We start from the raw sequence: 17,342 nt of genomic DNA, 5'->3' as shown, positions 1-17,342 counted from the left end.
TGCAGCAAGAGGTCTGAAAGTCACAGAAAGAACTTTCAACCGCAACCTTGACGTGCCCTTCTCAACTGGCCCACGCTCACCAGTTGTTGAACCCCGAACCCCCCTTTCGGAGCCGCAGATGAGCAGATACGGACCTCCCCCTTCCCTGCGCCGCGCGGCCGGTGCCGTCGCCGCCGGCGCTCTCGCCCTGGCGGGCGTCGTCGCCCTGCCCGCCGCCACCGCCCACGCGGACACCTCCGCCAAGGGCGACGTCATCGCCAACCTCTGGGAATGGAACTGGGACTCCATCGCCTCGGAGTGCGCGAACGTGCTCGGCCCGGCCGGTTACGGCGCGGTCCAGGTGGCACCGCCCGCCGAGTCGCTCAGGCAGACCAACTACTACTGGTGGGACGTCTACCAGCCGTACTCGTACAACCTCAGCAGCCGCTTCGGTACGGCGGCCCAGTTCGCGACCATGGTGAGCGCGTGCCACACGGCGGGCGTCAAGGTCTACACGGACGCGGTGGTCAACCACACCGCCGCGCAGACCGGCACCGGCTACAACGGCACCACGATCACCAGCAAGTACGACACCCCCGACTGGGACCCCTCCGACTACCACACCTCGGCGGAGTGCCCCACCTCCGACCTGACCATCCAGGACTACTCGAACCTCACCCAGGTCCAGAACTGCGAACTCCTGGGCCTGCCCGACCTGAAGACCGGCTCGGACACGGTCCGCGCGGGCATCGCGAACTTCCTGAACAAGCAACTCGCCCTCGGTGTCGACGGGTTCCGCGTCGACGCGGCCAAGCACATCCCCGAGACGGACATGGCGGCGATCGAGGGCAAGCTGACGAACACGACGGCGGGTGCGGCGCCGTACGTCTTCCAGGAGATCTACCCGGGCTCGACCCCGCAGCCCAGCGACTACTACGCGTCGGGCGACGTCCTCGACTTCACCTACGCGAGCAAGATGAAGTCGGCCTTCCAGGGGAATGTGAGCGACCTGTCCTCCCTGGCGAGCAGCGGCATCCTGCCCGCCGCCAACTCGGTGTCCTTCGTGACCAACCACGACACCGAACGCAACGGCCTGCACATGAGCTACAAGGACGGCGACACCTACAAGCTCGCCAACCTCTTCCAGCTCGCCTACAAGTGGTCCACCCCGACGGTGTACGCCAGTTGGGAGTGGACGCAGAGCGACCAGGCCCCGCCGAACTCGGCCGGCTTCGTGACGAACACCGACTGTTCCAGCGCCAGTTGGTACTGCCTCGACCGGGACACCGGGGTCGTCGGCATGGTGGCCTGGCACAACGCGGTCGACACGGCCGCCGTGTCCGACTGGCAGACCAAGTCGTCGAGCGTGATCGGCTTCGGACGTAGCGGCGCGGGCTTCTTCGCGCTCAACAACGGTTCCTCGTCGGCGACTTACACCTTCACGACGGGCATGGCCGACGGCACGTACAAGAACGTGGTGGACGGCGGGGCCTCCACCGTGACGGTCTCGGGCGGCAGCGCGTCCCTCACCATCCCGGCGAAGAGCGCGATCGCCTTCTACAACTCCTCCTACACCTGCACGGTCGGCTGCGACGACACGGGCGGCGGAGGCTCGTCGGGCTCCACGGTGACCGCCACCTTCAACGAGTACGCCGCCACCACCTCCGGCACGGGCGTCTACGTCGTCGGCTCCATCGACGCGCTGGGCGGCTGGGACACGTCGAAGGCGGTGGCGCTGTCGTCGGCCGGTTACCCGGTCTGGTCGGGGGCGGTGAGCGTGCCGACCAACACGTCCTTCACCTTCAAGTACGTCAAGAAGGACTCCTCCGGAAACGTCACCTGGGAGTCGAACGCCAACAGGGCTGCCACGACGACCACTTCGGCGGTCTCGCTCGACAACTCCTGGAACGTGGCCGACGCCGACGCCACCGACGTCACCTTCAACGAGTACGCGACCACCGACCTCGGCACCAACGTCTACGTCGTCGGCTCCGTCGCCTCGCTCGGCTCCTGGAACACGAGCGACGCGATCCCGCTGTCGTCGGCGTCGTACCCGACCTGGAGCAGGCTCGTCATCGTCCCCAAGAGCACGGCCTTCACGTACAAGTACATCAAGAAGGACAGCTCGGGGTCCGTGACCTGGGAGTCCGGCACCAACCGCTCGTACACGACGGGCACCGCGTCCGGCTACACGGCGAGTGACACCTGGAAATAGGTCTCCTCGCGAACTCCCGGGATTTCCTCCGAACTCCTGCGAACAAACCCGCCGTACCGCGCATCGAACCTTGTGTACGGCACCAGAAGGACGGTGCGGGCCGCGGACCACGGCCCGCACCGCGGAGCAGGAGTGGGGAACATGACCGTGAACGAGCACCTGAACACCACCGACCAGCCCGGCACCGCCAAGCACCGCCACCGCGCCGACCGACGCGTCGGGCGTACGGTGATCGGCCTGGCCGCCGTCGTCGGCCTGGGGCTCGCGGGCTGGGCGGGTACCGCCAACGCCGCGACCTCCAGTGGTACGGCCACCGCGAAGGCCACCCCGACCTGCTCCGCCGCCGCGCTCAAGGCCACCTACGGTCAGCAGCTCGGCGGTGGCATGAACCACGCGGGCATCGTCATCAGGCTGCGCAACCTCAGCGGCAGGACCTGTGCGCTGCGCGGTTACCCCGGCCTGGGCCTGGAGAACTCCGCGCACAAGAAGCTCACGACCCACACCACCTGGGGCAACACCTGGTACGCGCACAACCCCGGCAAGAAGACCCTCACCCTCAAGGACGGCGAGAGCGCCGAGGCCGTCGTCGCCTGGACCCACGCCAACACCGGCACGTCGGGCGCGGTGCACGCCGCCTACCTGGAGATCACCCCGCCCGCCTCCACCCAGCACAAGACCCTGGCCCTCCCCCAGTGGGTCGACCACGGCGACCTCGCCGTCACCGCGCTGGCGAAGCACATCACCGTCAACTCCTGATCCCCCACGGGCCGGACGGCGGCGGCATGCCCCCTCGCGCCGCCGCCGTCCACCGCGGGCAGGGGTCAGCAGCTCGACTTGCCCGTGTAGATCGCCAGCGCCGTGTTCGAGCCCAGCGTCGCCGTGAACTGCCCGCTGGAGTTCACGGTCACCGACGTGTTGTTCTGGACGTTGCAGTACGTGCCCGCGGCGAGAGACGTCTGGTACGTCCGCGTCAGCGACGACGTCTCGTGGTTGATGGCGACGTAGCCCTTGCTTCCCCGGCCGAACGCGATCGCGTCGTTGCCGTCGTCCCACCAGTTGGTGAGGGACTGGCCGCTCGTGGCGTTGCGGAAGGCGACCATGGACTTGATCTCCGGCCAGGCGTGCTGGCACTTCCAGCCGTCCTGCCAACAGGTCGTCACCGAACCGCCGTTGGGCGGGCCGGCGTCCGTGTCGGACCACTCGTAGCCGGAGTTGATGTCCGGGGCGCCGTAGGGGTAGGCGAGCATGAAGACGTTGGCCAGGGTGTAGTTGGCGCCGTCCTTGTAGTTGAGGGTGCTGCCGTTGCGCTCCGTGTCGTGGTTGTCCACGAAGACTCCCGCCACCGAGCTGCTCATGTACCCCCAGCCCTCGCCGTAGTTCTTCAGGTAGGCGAGGTTCTCGTTGTTGAAGACCCGCTTGAGGTCGTAGGCGTAGCGGAACTCCTGGACGTCGCCGTTGCCGGTGTACTCGGTGGGCTGGACGGCCTCGCCGGAGCCGTAGATGACCTCCTGCTTCCAGTACACGGAGGGGTTGCTCAGGCGGGACTTGATGTTCGCGAGGTCGGTCGCCGGGATGTGCTTGGCCGCGTCGATGCGGAAGCCGTCGGCGCCGTAGCCGAGGAGGGTGTTCATGTAGCCGGCGATGGTGGCGCGGACGTACTCCTCGCCGGTGTCCAGGTCGGCCAGGCCGACCAGTTCGCAGTTCTGGACGTTGGCGCGGTTCGTGTAGTCGCTGATCGTCGACGTGCAGTCGTCCATGTCGTACGAGGAGTACAGGCCGGGGTAGTTGTACTTCGTGTACGACGAACCGCCGGTGCCGGTGCCGCTGCCCGCCGACATGTGGTTGATGACCGTGTCGACGACGACCTTCACGCCCGCCGCGTGGCAGGTGCTGATCATGTTCTGGAAGGCCGTGGCGTCGCCGAGCCGACCCGCGATCTTGTAGCTCACCGGCTGGTACGACGTCCACCACTGCGAGCCCTGTATGTGCTCGGCGGGCGGGGAGACCTGGACGTAGCCGTAGCCGGCGGGGCCGAGGGTGTTGGTGCACTCCTTGGCGACCGAGGCGAAGTTCCACTCGAAGAGGACGGCGGTGACGTCCTTGGTGCCGGGCGGGGAGGCATGTGCGGTGCCGGGCAGCAGGAAGGCCGTCGCGGCGGCGAGGGCGCAGGCTCCTGCAAGTGATCTGCTGCTGGCCATGTGGGTTCCTTCTCCGTTGAAGGTTCTTGCTGAAACACGATGGAAATCTTGCGGTGGCCAGATGTTAAAGGCCCGCCGCCCAAAAGGGCAGCGGGCCGTGTGAAGTTGATGCAAGAACTTCCAGTGGCGGAGGCGTAGTTGAGGGGTGGTTACGGTGTGGTTGTCCACCATGTCGTCGTGTCGGCGGGCAGCTTCGCCTCGCCGTCCGCCTCCGTCACCTCACCGCTGGCGAGCAGGAGACGACCGTACGCCGATGTCGTCACCGACTCCCCGCTCGTGTTCGCGACGCACACGAACTCCCCACGCCGGAAGGCGAGTACGCCCTCCGGCGCCCGCAGCCACTCCACCGAGTCGCCCGCGCCGAGGTCCGGTTGGGTACGACGAGCGGCGAGCGCGGCCCGGTACAGCTCCAGCGTCGAACCGGCCGCCCCGGTCTGCGCCTCGATGCTCAACTCGCCCCAGCCGTCCGGCTGCGGCAGCCAACTGCCCCCGCTTCCGAAGCCGTACGACGATCCGTCGCGCGTCCACGGGATCGGCACCCGGCACCCGTCCCGGAAGCCGTCCTGGCCCGCGCCCCTGAAGTAGGCGGGGTCCTGGCGGACTTCGTCCGGGAGGTCGACGACGTCGGGCAGGCCGAGCTCCTCACCCTGGTAGACGTACGCCGAGCCGGGCAGCGCCAGCATCAGCAGCGATGCCGCGCGGGCTCGGCGCAGGCCCAGCTCCCTGTCGCCCGCCAGGCGGATCTGGGTGCCCAGGCCGGGCGGGTTGGCGAAGCGGGTGGCGTGCCGGGTGACGTCGTGGTTCGAGAGGACCCAGGTGGCGGGGGCGCCCACCGGGCGCATGGCCTCCAGGGTGCGGTCGATGACCGTACGGAGCTCCTCGGCGTCCCAATCGGTCGACAGGTACTGGAAGTTGAAGGCCTGGTGGAGTTCGTCCGGGCGGACGTAGTTGGCCGTCCGCTCGACGGTCGGGGTCCATGCCTCGGCCACGAAGATGCGCCCGCCCGTCTCCCGCCCCCACCCTTCCAAGGAAGGCCCTTCGGGCCCCAACTTATTTCCCGCGTACTCGTCGAGGACCGTGCGCCACTGGCGGTAGACGTCGTGCACGCCGTCCTGGTCGAAGAACGGCATGACATCGTTGCCCAGCAGCTTGAGTTGCTCGTGCGAGCCGAGGTCGGGCAGGCCCTCCGCCTTCACCAGGCCGTGGGCCACGTCGATGCGGAAGCCGTCGACCCCGATGTCCAGCCAGAAGCGGAGGATCGAGCGGAACTCGTCGCCCACCGCCGGGTGTTCCCAGTTGAAGTCGGGCTGCTCCGGCGCGAAGAGGTGCAGGTACCACTCCCCCGCCGAGCCGTCCGGTTCGGTGACCCTCGTCCAGGCCGGGCCGCCGAAGATGGACTCCCAGTCGTTGGGCGGGAGTTCGCCGTCCTCGCCCTTGCCGGGACGGAAGTGGTAGCGCTCCCGCGACGGCGAGCCGGGGCCCTCCCTCAACGCCCGCTTGAACCACTCGTGCTGGTCCGAGGAGTGGTTGGGCACGAGGTCGACGATGATGCGCAGGCCGAGCCCGTGAGCGTCCCGGATCAGCGCGTCGGCGTCGAGCAGGTTGCCGAACATCGGGTCCACGGCACGGTAGTCGGCGACGTCGTAGCCGGCGTCCGCCTGCGGGGAGGCGTAGAACGGGCTGAGCCAGACGGCATCGATACCGAGGTCGCGCAGGTACGGGAGGCGGGCGCGGACGCCCTCCAGGTCGCCCATGCCGTCGCCGTTGCTGTCGGCGAAACTGCGCGGATAGACCTGGTAGATCACCGCGTCTCTCCACCAGTCGCCGCGCTTGGCTTTGGTGGGGTTCGGTGCCGGGGCGATGGCCGAGTGCTGCTGGGTCATGGCGTCCTTGGTACGTAACGGGGTTCTGGTCATGGGGAGTTGGGGGCGAGGCGGCCGTGATGTCAGCGGGGTCGGATGGACGTCACGGCCGCCTCGGGTTCTGGGTGCGGCTTTGTGGGGGCTGGGCGCGCAGTTCCCCGCGCCCCTTTGGGGCGCCGCAGTCACCTGCGTTTTTAGCCCTTGGTTCCACCCGCCGTCAGGCCGGTGACCAAGTTCTTCTGCACCAGGTAGAAGAACGCGGCCACCGGTATCGCGATCAGCACCGCCGTCGCGGCCATCAGGTTGCGTTGTGCGTCGTGTTCGCTCACGAACGTCTGGAGACCGACCGCGAACGTGTACTTCGTGTCGGACAGCATGAACGTGGACGCGAACGCGACCTCGCCGAAGGCCGTGAGGAAGCTGTAGAACGCGGCGACCGCAAGGCCCGGCTTGGCGAGCGGCAGGATCAGTCGCAGGAACGTGCCGAAGGGGTTCAGCCCGTCGACGCGTCCGGCCTCGTCGATCTCGAACGGGATCGTGTCGAAGTAGCCCTTGAGCAGCCAGGCGCAGTAGGGCACGGCGGTCGAGCAGTAGACGAGGATGAGACCAAGGTAGCTGTCGATGAGCTGGAGGTCGGCCAGAATCTGGTACATCGGCACGATGAGTACCGCTATCGGGAACATCTGGGTGACCAGCAGCACCCACATGAACTTCCGGTAGCCGGGGAAGCGCATCCGCGACACCGCGTAGCCGGTGCTCGCGGCGATGGTCACGCCGATGACCGTGGTGCCGAGCGAGACGATCAGCGAGCTCTTCAACCAGTCGAAGAACCCGGTGTGCTGGAGGACGAACGAGTAGTTGTCGAACGTCATCTTCTTCCAGATGCCGCCCGGGTGGAGGTAGTCGTCCGAGTCCGGGCCGAGGGAGAGGAAGACCAGCCAGGCGATCGGGAAGAGCGCGATCAGGCTCGCGATGATCAGGACGCCGTGCGAGCCGAGGGTGCCGGCGCGGCTCAACTCGCCCCGGCGGCGGGTCCGTTCGGGTGTCGTGGTGCTCATGGGGACTCCTGCCTCAGATCGCGAGCTGTTGGTCATTGCGGTTCAGCCAGCGGCGGTAGAAGGAGGTGAAGACGATCAGGATGGCCAGCAGCAGGATGCCGTAGGCGGCCGACTGGGCGAATTCGCGCGGCTGTTGGCCGAAGCCGAGGAAGTACGACCAGGTGACCAGGATCTGGGCGTCGGGGGCGGTGCTGCCGAACAGCAGGAAGATCACGGCGAATTGGTTGAAGGTCCAGATCACACCGAGGAGGACGACGGTGGAGCTGACCGACCTGAGGCCCGGGAGCGTGACGTAGCGGAAGCGCTGCCAGGGGCTCGCGCCGTCCATCTCGGCGGCCTCGTAGAGCGAGGCGTCGATGGACTGGAGGCCGCCGAGCAGCGAGACCATCATGAACGGCACACCGCACCAGGTGTTGACCATGATGGCGGCGAACCGCTGCCAGAACGTGCTCTCCAGCCAGTCGGGCTGGGGCAGATGCAGGCTGTGCAGCGCGGAGTTGATGATGCCGCCGTCGGCGAGCATGAAGCGCCAGCCGAAGACCGTGACGAAGGTGGGGACGGCCCACGGCAGGATCAGGATCAGGCGGTACAGGGTGCGGGCGCGCAGCTTCTGGTTGAGCAGGAGGGCCAGGGAGAGGCCCACCGTGTAGTGGAGGGCGACGCAGAGCCCGGTCCAGACGATCGTCCAGATGAAGTGCGACCAGAAGCGGTCGTACGACGTCGGGCCGAACAGGATGTCCTTGTAGTTGTCGAGCCCGATGAACTTGTAGGTGGCGTCGATGTGGTTGACGCCGATCGTGCGCGCGGTGTTGAGGCTGTCGGCGTCGGTGAGCGTCAAGTAGAGGCCGTACACCAGGGGGTAGAGCACGAGGACGCCGAGCACGACGACCACGGGGATGATCATCGCGTACGCGTACCAGTGCTTCTGGTAGGCGTACTTGAGGCGGCTGCCGGGGCCGGGTCGGGGTGCGCGGTCACCGTGGCGCTTGCCGGTCGCGCGGTCGATGGCGACTGTCATGGTTCGTTCGACACCTTCTGGAAGACCTTCTGGAAGTTCAAGCGGGTACGGCGAGTTCGGCGCCGCGGCGGCGCAGGCCGATGGCCGTCGGATCCGTCCCCCCAGTTCCTGATCTGGCGGATCCGACGGCCATGCGCGGCTACTTGCTGAAGTCCGGGACCAGCTTGGCGATCGCCAGCTCGGCGTTGCTCAGGCCCTTGTCGAGGGACTCCTTGCCACCGGCGACCTTGGGCAGTTCGGTGTCGAGCGGACCCCACAGCGAGCTGTACTCGGCGAGCGCCGGGCGCGGCTGGGCGGCGCCGAGGACGCTCTGGTAGCCGGCGATGCCCGGGTCGGCCTTGACGGCGGCGGTGTAGGCGTCGTCGCGGGTCGGCAGCGTCGAGTTCTTCAGCGCGATCGTCGACTGGGAGGCGGCGGAGGTCATGAAGTTGACGAACTTCAGGGCCGCCTTCTGGTGCGCGGAGTCCGAGCCGGCGTAGACCGAGAGGTTGTGACCGCCGGTCGGGGCACCGGACTTGCCGGTGGAGCCGGCCGGGATCGTGGCGATGCCGAGGTTGGACTTGTCCTTGAAGGCCGAGCCCTTGTAGAAGTTCGTGATCTCCCACGGGCCCTGGATGATCGCGGCGACCTTGCCGTTGACGAACGCGTCCTGGATGTGGGCGTAGGCGTCCGCGGTGGTGTCGGCCTTGTGCAGGCCGGTGCCGGAGAAGAGGCTCAGCCAGGTGCCGTAGGCCTTCTTCGCGGCGGCGGAGTCCACGGTGATCTTCTTCGCGGAGGCGTCGACGGTGTCGGTGCCCTCGCCGTAGAGGAAGGTCTGCGCGTAGTAGGCCTGGGTGGAGCCCCAGTAGCCGTCGACCTTGGCCTTCGCCTTGATCGTCGCCGCGTCGGTCTTCAACTCCTCCCAGGTGGTGGGCGCCTGGGTGATGCCGGCCTGCTTGAAGAGGGCCTTGTTGTAGACGAGCGCGAGGGTGTCGGTGACCAGCGGCACGCCGTACGTCTTGCCGTCGTACTGGGCCTGCGTGATCAGGTTCGACTTGAACTTGGCCTGGTCCGCGAGGGCTTCGGTGCCGTCGAGCGGCAGGAAGTAGCCCTTCTTCGCGAAGGCGGGGGTCCAGCCGACCTCCGAACGCAGCACGTCCGGGGCGCCCTTGGAGCCGGCGGCGGTGTCGAACTTGTTCTGCGCCTGGTCGAAGGGCACGTTGACGTACTTGACCTTGACGTTCTTGTTGGCCGCCTCGAACTTGGCGACCAGGGCCTTGTACGTGGGTGCCTCATTGGTGGCGTTCGAGGTGTCCCACCAGGTGATGGTGACGGGCCCGTCGGACTTGCCGCTGTCACTGTCACTGCCGCCGCAGGCCGTCGCCGCGAGGGCGATGGACGCCACCAGCGCGGTGGCCGCTATGCCACGCCGCATGAGTTCTCCTTGAGGGTGAAAGCCCGTGAGGTGCAGGGCGGCGGTCCCGTCCGCCACCCTGTCGACTTGCCGACTGCGCCGTTGCGTCCGCCGGGCGTCGCCGAACGTAACAGCGATGCAAGCGCGGCGAAAGTCCTTGCTGCAAAAAACTGCAAGACGGCCCGAGAGTTACCCTCCCGTGACCTCTCCTCGACCCCCACGCAACCCGGTACTGGTGCGGCTGAGCGGGCAGGGGGACACTTGTGCAAGACTCTGCAAGCTCTTGCCGCATGCCGTACGCCGACCAGAAGCCGGCCAGAACACAAGGGATCGCGATGACGCAGCAACCCGCAGCGCGCCGACGGCCGGTACAGTCCACTCCCGTGACCACACGGCTTGCCGACATCGCCGCCCAGGCGGGGGTGAGCGAAGCGACCGTCAGCCGTGTCCTCAACGGCAAGCCCGGCGTCGCCGCCACCACCCGCCAGTCCGTCCTCGCCGCGCTCGACGTGCTCGGCTACGAACGTCCGGTACGGCTGCGGCAGCGCAGCGAGGGCCTGGTGGGCCTGATAACACCGGAGTTGGAGAACCCGATATTCCCGGCCCTGGCGCAGGTCATCGGCCAGGCGCTGACGCGGCAGGGCTACACGCCGGTGCTCGCCACCCAGACCCCGGGCGGTTCCACGGAGGACGAGCTGACCGAGATGCTCGTCGACCGCGGCGTCGCGGGCATCATCTTCGTCTCCGGACTGCACGCGGACACCTCCGCGGACATGCAGCGCTACGAGCAACTCCGGGCGCAGGGCGTGCCGTTCGTGCTCGTGGACGGCTTCTCGCCGAAGGTGCAGGCGCCGTTCATCTCCCCCGACGACCGCGCGGCGATGACGCTCGCCGTCACCCACCTCGTCTCGCTCGGCCACACCCGCATCGGACTGGCACTGGGCCCCAAGCGCTTCGTACCCGTACAACGCAAGATCGAGGGCTTCGTCCGCACGATGCAGGACCAACTGGGCCTGACCGCCGAGGACGTGGAGACGCGGCTCGTTCAGCACTCGCTGTACACGCTGGAGGGCGGGCAGGCCGCGGCCGCCGCGCTGATCGACCGCGACTGTACGGCGGTGGTGTGCGCGAGCGACATGATGGCGCTCGGTGCGATCCGGGCAGCCCGGCAGCGCGGTCTCGACGTGCCCAAGGACGTCTCGGTGGTCGGTTTCGACGACTCCCCGCTGATCGCGTTCACCGATCCGCCGCTGACGACGATCCGCAAGCCGGTCCCGGCGATGGGACAGGCGGCGGTGCGGACGTTGCTGGAGGAGATCGGCGGGACGCCCGCGCCGCACAGTGAGTTCGTGTTCATGCCGGAGCTGGTGGTGCGCGGTTCGACGGCTTCGGCGCCCGGGGACCGGAAGCGACCCTGAATCGTCCCTAAGGGGGAGGAAACGCGGCCGCGTCCTGTGCACTGGTAGTAGTACGGGGACTCTTCTCGCCGTAGAACATGCGAGCCGGACCCGACCAAGGGATGATCGGTCGCGGAAGCCTTTTCTGGCAGACTTCGTGTCTATGGGTGAGACCACCGTGACGACATTGGAAGGCCGTGAAGAAGCCGTTCCGAGCCCCGTCGCGGACGCCGCGGGGCACGGTTTTCTGCGCCGGTTGCGCCGGTTGCGCACTCCGCGCCGGCCCCGGCTGTGGTTCGAGATCCTGCTGATCGCGGTGAGTTACTGGACGTACTCACAGATCCGCAACGCGGTCCCGGAGCAGCGGACCGAGGCACTGCGCAACGCGGACTGGATCTGGCGGCTGGAGCACCATCTCGGCATCGCCGTCGAGCAGTCGGTCAACCATGCCGTGAATTCGGTGACTTGGCTGATCGTCGGCATGAACTACTACTACGCCACACTGCACTTCGTGGTGACGCTCGGTGTCCTGGTGTGGCTGTTCCGCAGCCATCCGGGCCGGTACGCGGCGGCCCGCCTCGTCCTCTTCGCGACGACGGCCGTGGCCCTGGTCGGCTACTACTTCTTCCCGCTGGCCCCGCCCCGCCTCATGAACGGCAGCCACTTCGTCGACACCGTCATGGTCCACCAGACCTGGGGTTCGATGGCGTCCGGCGACCTGAAACACATGTCGAACCAGTACGCCGCGATGCCGTCCATGCACATCGGCTGGTCCCTGTGGTGCGGCCTGACGATCTTCGCCCTGGCCAAACTCCCCTGGGTCCGCGTCCTCGGCCTGCTCTACCCGGCGACAACGCTCATGGTCATCGTCTCCACGGCCAACCACTTCTGGCTCGACGCGGTGGGCGGCATGCTCTGCCTGACCTTCGGCTTCACGGTCTCCCGCCTCTGGTACGGCGCGTTTCCGTACGCCCTGCCGCGGACGGTGGCGGTACGGGGGACGAGCGGGACCTGGCTGCCCACGAAGGCGTGAACGCTCCGCTGGCTGCGTTGGGCTGCGTGCGCTGCGATGGGCTGCGTCCGCTGCGTGGATATGCGGCTCCGCCGCGGGGCCGCACTGCCGTCGTTCCGCTGCCGCGCCGTCGTGGCTGGTCGCGCCCACGCGGCAGAGCCGCACATCGACACAGCCCCGCGCCCCTTTGGGGCGCTGCAGCGCCCGCACCCGACTCACTCAGCCCTCGTTCGCCGCGTCCCGCAGTGCCCGCAGGAACGTCCGCAGGGCCGGCTGCGGTGGGGCGGTCTCCCGGACGGCCGCGTGGATGGTTCGTACGGGCTCCGGGTTCCGTACGACCCGTACGACCACGTCGGGATGGCGGCTGCCGAGTCCCAGCCGGGGAATCAGGGTCACCCCGAGGCCCGCCGCGACGAAACCCTGAGCCGTCACGTAGTCCTCGCTCTCGACCGCGAACCGCGGCCGGAACCCCGCCGCCTCGCACGCGTCGAGCTGGGCGTCGAGACAGGGCCCCGGCCACTCGCTGCCGACCCACGGCTCCTCGGCCAGTTCCCCCAGCTCCACGCTCCGCCGCGCGGCCAGCCGGTGCCCTTTGGGCAGGACGGCGAGATACGGATCGTCGAGCAGCTTCACGAGCCGTACGCCCTCGTGGCCTCCAGATGCCCCAGACACCCCGGACGCCCCGACCACGAGCGCGACATCGGCCCGCCCCTCCTTCACCTCGGGCAACGGATCGTCGGGGCCGGTGAGCTTCAACTCCAGCTGGACTCCGGGGTGTTCGGCCCGGAGCCGGGCCACGGCCGGGGCGACCAGGGCGGCACCGGCGGTGGCGAAGTAGCGGACCGTGAGCCGACCCGTGCGCCCGGCCACCAGATCGGCCAGCGCGGTCTCCGCCTCGGCGACCTGCCGCCCGATCGCGTCCGCGTACTCGGTGAGCAGCAGCCCGGCCGCCGTGGGCCGCACCCCGCGCCCGACCCGCTCCAGCAGCGCGGTCCCGGCCTCCTTCTCCAGCGCCCCGACCTGCTGACTGACGGCGGACGGGGTGTACCCGAGCCGGGCCGCCGCAGCGGTCACCGACCCGCACCCGACCACGGCCCGTAGTACCTGCATGCGTCGCACATCAAGCATGTAGCAGAGGTTAACAGTCACTGTAGAATCATTCGCTTGTCCTGCACGGTCCAGCTACCCGACCGTTGTCCCATGCAGCCCGCCTCGACAGTCCGCATGGCCGTGCTCGCCCTCCTGTGGGGGTCGGGCTTCCTCTGGATCAAACTCGCCCTGAACCACGGCCTCTCCCCCGCCCAGATCACGATCACCCGCTGCGCCCTCGGCACCCTCGTGCTGCTGGCCCTGGCCCGCTCGGCCGGTCAGCGCCTGCCCCGCGACCGCGCCACCTGGGGCAGGCTCGCGGTGGCCGCCCTGTTCTGCAACGCCATCCCCTTCGCCCTGTTCAGCATCGGCGAGCAGACCGTCGACTCCGGCACAGCGGGCGTCCTGAACGCCACAACTCCCTTGTGGTCCCTGCTGATCGGCATCGCGCTGGGCACCGACCGCGGCCTGAGCCGGTCCCGCCTGACCGGACTGCTCCTCGGCTTCGCGGGCACGATCCTGATCTTCGCCCCCTGGCACCGCTCGGGCCTCCTCACCTGGGGCGCCCTCGCCCTCCTGGGCGCCGCCGCGAGCTACGCCGTGGCCTTCGCCTACATGGCCCGCAAACTCACCACGGGCCAGGCCCCGTTGGCAGTCTCGGCGGCCCAACTGATGGCGGCGACGGCCTGGACCACGCTCGCCCTACCGGCCGCCGGACCCGTACACCCCGACCTCACAGCCCTGCTCGCGGTGACCGCTCTCGGCGTCCTCGGCACCGGCGTGACCTTCTACCTCAACTACCGCCTGATCGCAGACGAGGGCGCGACGAGCGCGGCAACGGTCGGATATCTCCTGCCAGTTGTGTCGGTGACGCTGGGCGCGGTGCTGCTGGACGAGAGGGTGGGCCTGCGGGTGATGGCGGGGATGGCGGTGGTCTTGGTGGGGGTCGCACTCTCAAGGCGGCAACAGGTAATCGCGCCCCCAGTGGACGCGCCCGGCCCCCACGCGCCCGCGGCCAAAAACCAACCCGCCTAGGCCCCGTAGAACAACACGTCCACCACACCACGCGCCCGACGTGTGGTCCGCCGATAGTCATCGAGCATGTCCCCCACATGCCCGGGCCCGTACCCCAAGTACCGCCCCACCGCGGCAAGTTCACGCGGATCAGAAGGAAACGTGTCCCCCGCCCGCCCCCGCACCAACATCACCGCGTTACGAACCCGGGTGGCCAGTACCCAAGCCTCGTCCAACGTCGACGCGTCCTCGGCAGAAATAAGCTCGGCGGCACACGCGGCGGCAAGCGCCTCCCGCGTACGAGTGGTCCGCAACCCCGGCTCACTCCACCCGTGCCGCAACTGCATGAGCTGCACGGTCCACTCCACGTCGGAGAGCCCCCCACGCCCCAACTTGGTGTGCAGAGTCGGATCAGCCCCGCGAGGCAACCGCTCGGACTCCATACGCGCCTTCAGCCGCCGGATCTCCCGTACGGCATCCTCACCGAGCCCCTCCGCCGGATACCGCAGAGGATCGATCAGCTCGATGAACCGCCGCCCCAACTCCTCGTTCCCGGCGACAGGTTCAGCCCGCAACAACGCCTGCGACTCCCACACCAGGGACCACCGGCGGTAATACGCCTCGTAGGAGTTCAACGACCGTACGAGCGGCCCCGACTTGCCCTCGGGACGCAGGTCCGCGTCGATCAGCAGCGGCGGGTCCGAGCTGGCGACCTGGAGCAGTCGCCGCATCTCCGAGACGACCTTGTTGGCCGCGTCGGAGGCCTCGCGCTCGGCCACGCCCTCGCGGGGTTCGTGCACGAACAGGACGTCCGCGTCGGAGCCGTAGCCCAGTTCGTGGCCGCCGAAGCGGCCCATGCCGATGACGGCGAAGCGGGTGGGGAGGGTGTCGCCCCAGCTCGCGCGGACCACCGCGCGCAGGGTGCCGGCGAGGGTCGCGGCGGTCAGGTCGGAGACCGCGCCGCCGACCCGGTCGACGAGGGCACCCTGGTCGGCCTCGACGGGCTGGGTCTCGGTGCCGTAGGAGCCGACGATGTCGAAGGCGGCCGTACGGAAGAGTTCGCGGCGGCGGACTCCTCGGGCGAAGGTGACGGCCTGGACGGCGTCGTCGGCACGGCCGACCGCGGCCAGTATCTCCTGGTCCAGGTGGGCGCGTTCGCGGGGTTCGAGGCCGCTGCCGCCGTCGCCGTCACCGAGGAGGGCGACCGCTTCGGGGGCGCGCATGAGGAGGTCGGGGGCGAGGCGGCCGGCGGAGAGGACGCGGGCGAGGTTCTCGGCGGCGGCGCCCTCGTCCCTCAACAGCCGTAGGTACCAAGGGGTCTTGCCGAGCGCGTCGGACACCTTGCGGAAGTTGAGGAGGCCCGCGTCCGGGTCGGCGGAGTCCGCGAACCAGCCCAACAGGACGGGCAGCAGGGTGCGTTGGATGGCGGCCTTGCGGGTGATGCCGGAGGCGAGGGCCTCGATGTGGCGGAGGGCCGCCGCCGGGTCGATGTAGCCGAGGGCGACCAGCCGTTCGCGGGCCGCCTGCGGGCTCAACCTGGTCTCGCCGGGGGCGAGTTGGGCGACCGCGTCGAGCAGCGGGCGGTAGAAGAGCTTCTCGTGCAGGCGTCGTACGACGGTGGCGTGGCGCTTCCACTCGCGGTTCAGCTCGGCGACCGGGTCGGTGCGCAGGCCCATCGAGCGGCCGAGGCGGCGCTGGTCGGCCTCCTCGACGGGGACCAGGTGGGTGCGGCGCAACCGGTAGAGCTGGATGCGGTGTTCCATCGTGCGCAGGAAGCGGTAGGCGTCGTCGAGGCGGGCGGCGTCCTCACGGCCGACGTAGCCGCCGGCGGCGAGGGCCTCAAGGGCGACGAGCGTGGTGCCGCTGCGCAGCGAGGTGTCGGCGCGGCCGTGCACCAACTGCAGGAGCTGGACGGCGAATTCGACGTCCCGCAGGCCGCCGGGGGCGAGCTTCAGTTCGCGTTCGATCTCGGCGGCGGGGATGCTCTCGACGACCCGGCGGCGCATCTTCTGCACGTCGGTGACGAAGTTCTCGCGCTCGGCGACCGTCCACACGAGGGGTTCGAGCGCGTCGACGTACTCCTGGCCGAGCGCGAGGTCGCCGGCCACCGGGCGGGCCTTGAGCAGGGCCTGGAACTCCCATGTCTTGGCCCAGCGTTGGTAGTAGGCGAGGTGGCTGGCGAGGGTGCGGACCAGCGGGCCGTTGCGGCCCTCGGGGCGCAGGTTGGCGTCGACGGGCCAGATGGATCCCTCGACGGTGGTCTCGGAGCAGATCCGCATCATGTGCGCGGCGAGCTTGGTGGCCGCGCGGAGCGCCTTGCCCTCGTCGGCGCCCTCGACGGCCTCGCCGACGAAGATGACGTCGACGTCGGAGACGTAGTTCAGCTCGTGGCCACCGCACTTGCCCATCGCGATCACCGCGAGCCGGCACAGCGCGGCGTCGTCGGGCGCGGCGGCGCGCGCGATGGCGAGGGCGGCGCGCAGGGTGGCGGTCGCGAGGTCGGCGAGTTCGGCGGCGGTCTGCGCGAGGTCGGTGGTGCCGCACACGTCACGGGCGGCGATGGACAGCAGGCAGCGGCGGTAGGCGACGCGGAGGGCGACGGGGTCGGTGGCCTCGGCGAGCCCGCGCTCGAACTCCTCCACCCCGGGGTGGAGGTCGCGCGGCTCGTACATCACGAGGGCGTGCCAGTCGCGCGGGTGCCGGGCGAGGTGATCCCCCAGGGCGGCGGAGGCACCGAGGACGCCGAGCAGCCGGTCGCGCAAGGGCTTCGCGGCGATCAGGGTGTCCAGCAGCTCGCGGCGAGGAGTGTTCTCGGGCTGCGCCTCCAGCAGTCGTACCAGACCCTGAAGGGCCAGGTCGGGGTCGGCGGTGGCGCCCAGGGCCTCCAGCAGGACCGGGTCGTTCCTTATCGGCGCCAGTTCCGCGCTCTCCAGGAGCCGCTCGGCGGCCGAGGGATCGGTGAAGCCGTGCCGCAGCAGTCGCGAGAAGGTGCTGCTCCTGCGCCCCGGCGCCGTCATCCCCGGCCTCCTGTCCGATCGCGTCCCGATCAAGGTTCCGATCAAGGTCGTACGACCTGTCGGATCAAGGTCGTACGAGGCCGAGCCTAA

Annotated in this window: 12 protein-coding genes; 5 read left to right on the top strand and 7 right to left on the bottom strand. The window is 69.0% G+C overall.

The features are described from left to right. The first annotated feature begins 118 nt into the window (after positions 1-118). Both OG714_RS36375 and OG714_RS36370 read left to right on the top strand, forming a co-directional pair. Positions 119-2,194 carry a carbohydrate-binding module family 20 domain-containing protein gene (locus OG714_RS36375; protein WP_406127484.1) on the top strand — a complete coding sequence of 692 codons (2,076 nt, stop codon included), beginning with the start codon at positions 119-121 and terminating at the stop codon, positions 2,192-2,194. 141 nt (positions 2,195-2,335) lie between these two features. After that, positions 2,336-2,950 carry a DUF4232 domain-containing protein gene (locus OG714_RS36370; RefSeq protein ID WP_406127483.1) on the top strand — a complete coding sequence of 205 codons (615 nt, stop codon included), beginning with the start codon at positions 2,336-2,338 and terminating at the stop codon, positions 2,948-2,950. A 65-nt stretch (positions 2,951-3,015) separates the two neighbouring features. Here the strand turns inward: OG714_RS36370 and OG714_RS36365 are convergent, their stop codons facing one another. The 5 genes from OG714_RS36365 to OG714_RS36345 all read right to left on the bottom strand — a co-directional run bounded on the left by OG714_RS36365 (position 3,016) and on the right by OG714_RS36345 (position 9,744). Further along, positions 3,016-4,392 (bottom strand): alpha-amylase family protein, encoded by a 1,377-nt coding sequence (locus OG714_RS36365; RefSeq protein ID WP_406127481.1) that lies wholly within the window; start codon positions 4,390-4,392, stop codon positions 3,016-3,018. Between the two features lie 149 nt (positions 4,393-4,541). Next, on the bottom strand, positions 4,542-6,275 hold the full coding sequence (locus OG714_RS36360; RefSeq protein WP_406127480.1) for a glycoside hydrolase family 13 protein: 1,734 nt from the start codon (positions 6,273-6,275) through the stop codon (positions 4,542-4,544). A 173-nt stretch (positions 6,276-6,448) separates the two neighbouring features. Next, positions 6,449-7,312, bottom strand: coding sequence for a sugar ABC transporter permease (locus OG714_RS36355; RefSeq protein ID WP_406127478.1), 864 nt, complete (start codon positions 7,310-7,312; stop codon positions 6,449-6,451). Between the two features lie 13 nt (positions 7,313-7,325). Next, positions 7,326-8,330 (bottom strand): carbohydrate ABC transporter permease, encoded by a 1,005-nt coding sequence (locus OG714_RS36350; protein WP_406127477.1) that lies wholly within the window; start codon positions 8,328-8,330, stop codon positions 7,326-7,328. A 139-nt stretch (positions 8,331-8,469) separates the two neighbouring features. Then, positions 8,470-9,744: an extracellular solute-binding protein gene (locus OG714_RS36345; RefSeq protein WP_406127475.1), complete on the bottom strand. Its 1,275-nt coding sequence runs from the start codon at positions 9,742-9,744 to the stop codon at positions 8,470-8,472. Between the two features lie 362 nt (positions 9,745-10,106). Between OG714_RS36345 and OG714_RS36340 the strand changes: the two genes are divergently transcribed. After that, positions 10,107-11,141 carry a LacI family DNA-binding transcriptional regulator gene (locus tag OG714_RS36340; protein WP_406127473.1) on the top strand — a complete coding sequence of 345 codons (1,035 nt, stop codon included), beginning with the start codon at positions 10,107-10,109 and terminating at the stop codon, positions 11,139-11,141. Positions 11,142-11,283: 142 nt separating this feature from the next. After that, positions 11,284-12,153 (top strand): phosphatase PAP2 family protein, encoded by an 870-nt coding sequence (locus OG714_RS36335; RefSeq protein ID WP_406127471.1) that lies wholly within the window; start codon positions 11,284-11,286, stop codon positions 12,151-12,153. Between the two features lie 198 nt (positions 12,154-12,351). Here the strand turns inward: OG714_RS36335 and OG714_RS36330 are convergent, their stop codons facing one another. Next, positions 12,352-13,260, bottom strand: coding sequence for a LysR family transcriptional regulator (locus OG714_RS36330; protein WP_406127470.1), 909 nt, complete (start codon positions 13,258-13,260; stop codon positions 12,352-12,354). 72 nt (positions 13,261-13,332) lie between these two features. Here OG714_RS36330 and OG714_RS36325 point away from each other — a divergent pair, with 72 nt between their 5' ends. Beyond that, positions 13,333-14,256 carry a DMT family transporter gene (locus OG714_RS36325; protein ID WP_406127468.1) on the top strand — a complete coding sequence of 308 codons (924 nt, stop codon included), beginning with the start codon at positions 13,333-13,335 and terminating at the stop codon, positions 14,254-14,256. Here OG714_RS36325 and OG714_RS36320 read toward each other — a convergent pair. Beyond that, positions 14,253-17,252 (bottom strand): bifunctional [glutamine synthetase] adenylyltransferase/[glutamine synthetase]-adenylyl-L-tyrosine phosphorylase, encoded by a 3,000-nt coding sequence (locus tag OG714_RS36320; protein ID WP_406127466.1) that lies wholly within the window; start codon positions 17,250-17,252, stop codon positions 14,253-14,255. The two genes, OG714_RS36325 and OG714_RS36320, sit on opposite strands and share 4 nt — an antisense overlap. Between the last annotated feature and the right edge of the window lie 90 nt (positions 17,253-17,342).

The sequence above is a fragment of the Streptomyces sp. NBC_00989 genome, assembly GCF_045162655.1.
Classification (GTDB): domain Bacteria; phylum Actinomycetota; class Actinomycetes; order Streptomycetales; family Streptomycetaceae; genus Streptomyces.
Note: the sequence above shows the minus strand (reverse complement) of the source record. Positions and strands in the feature narration are given on the sequence as shown.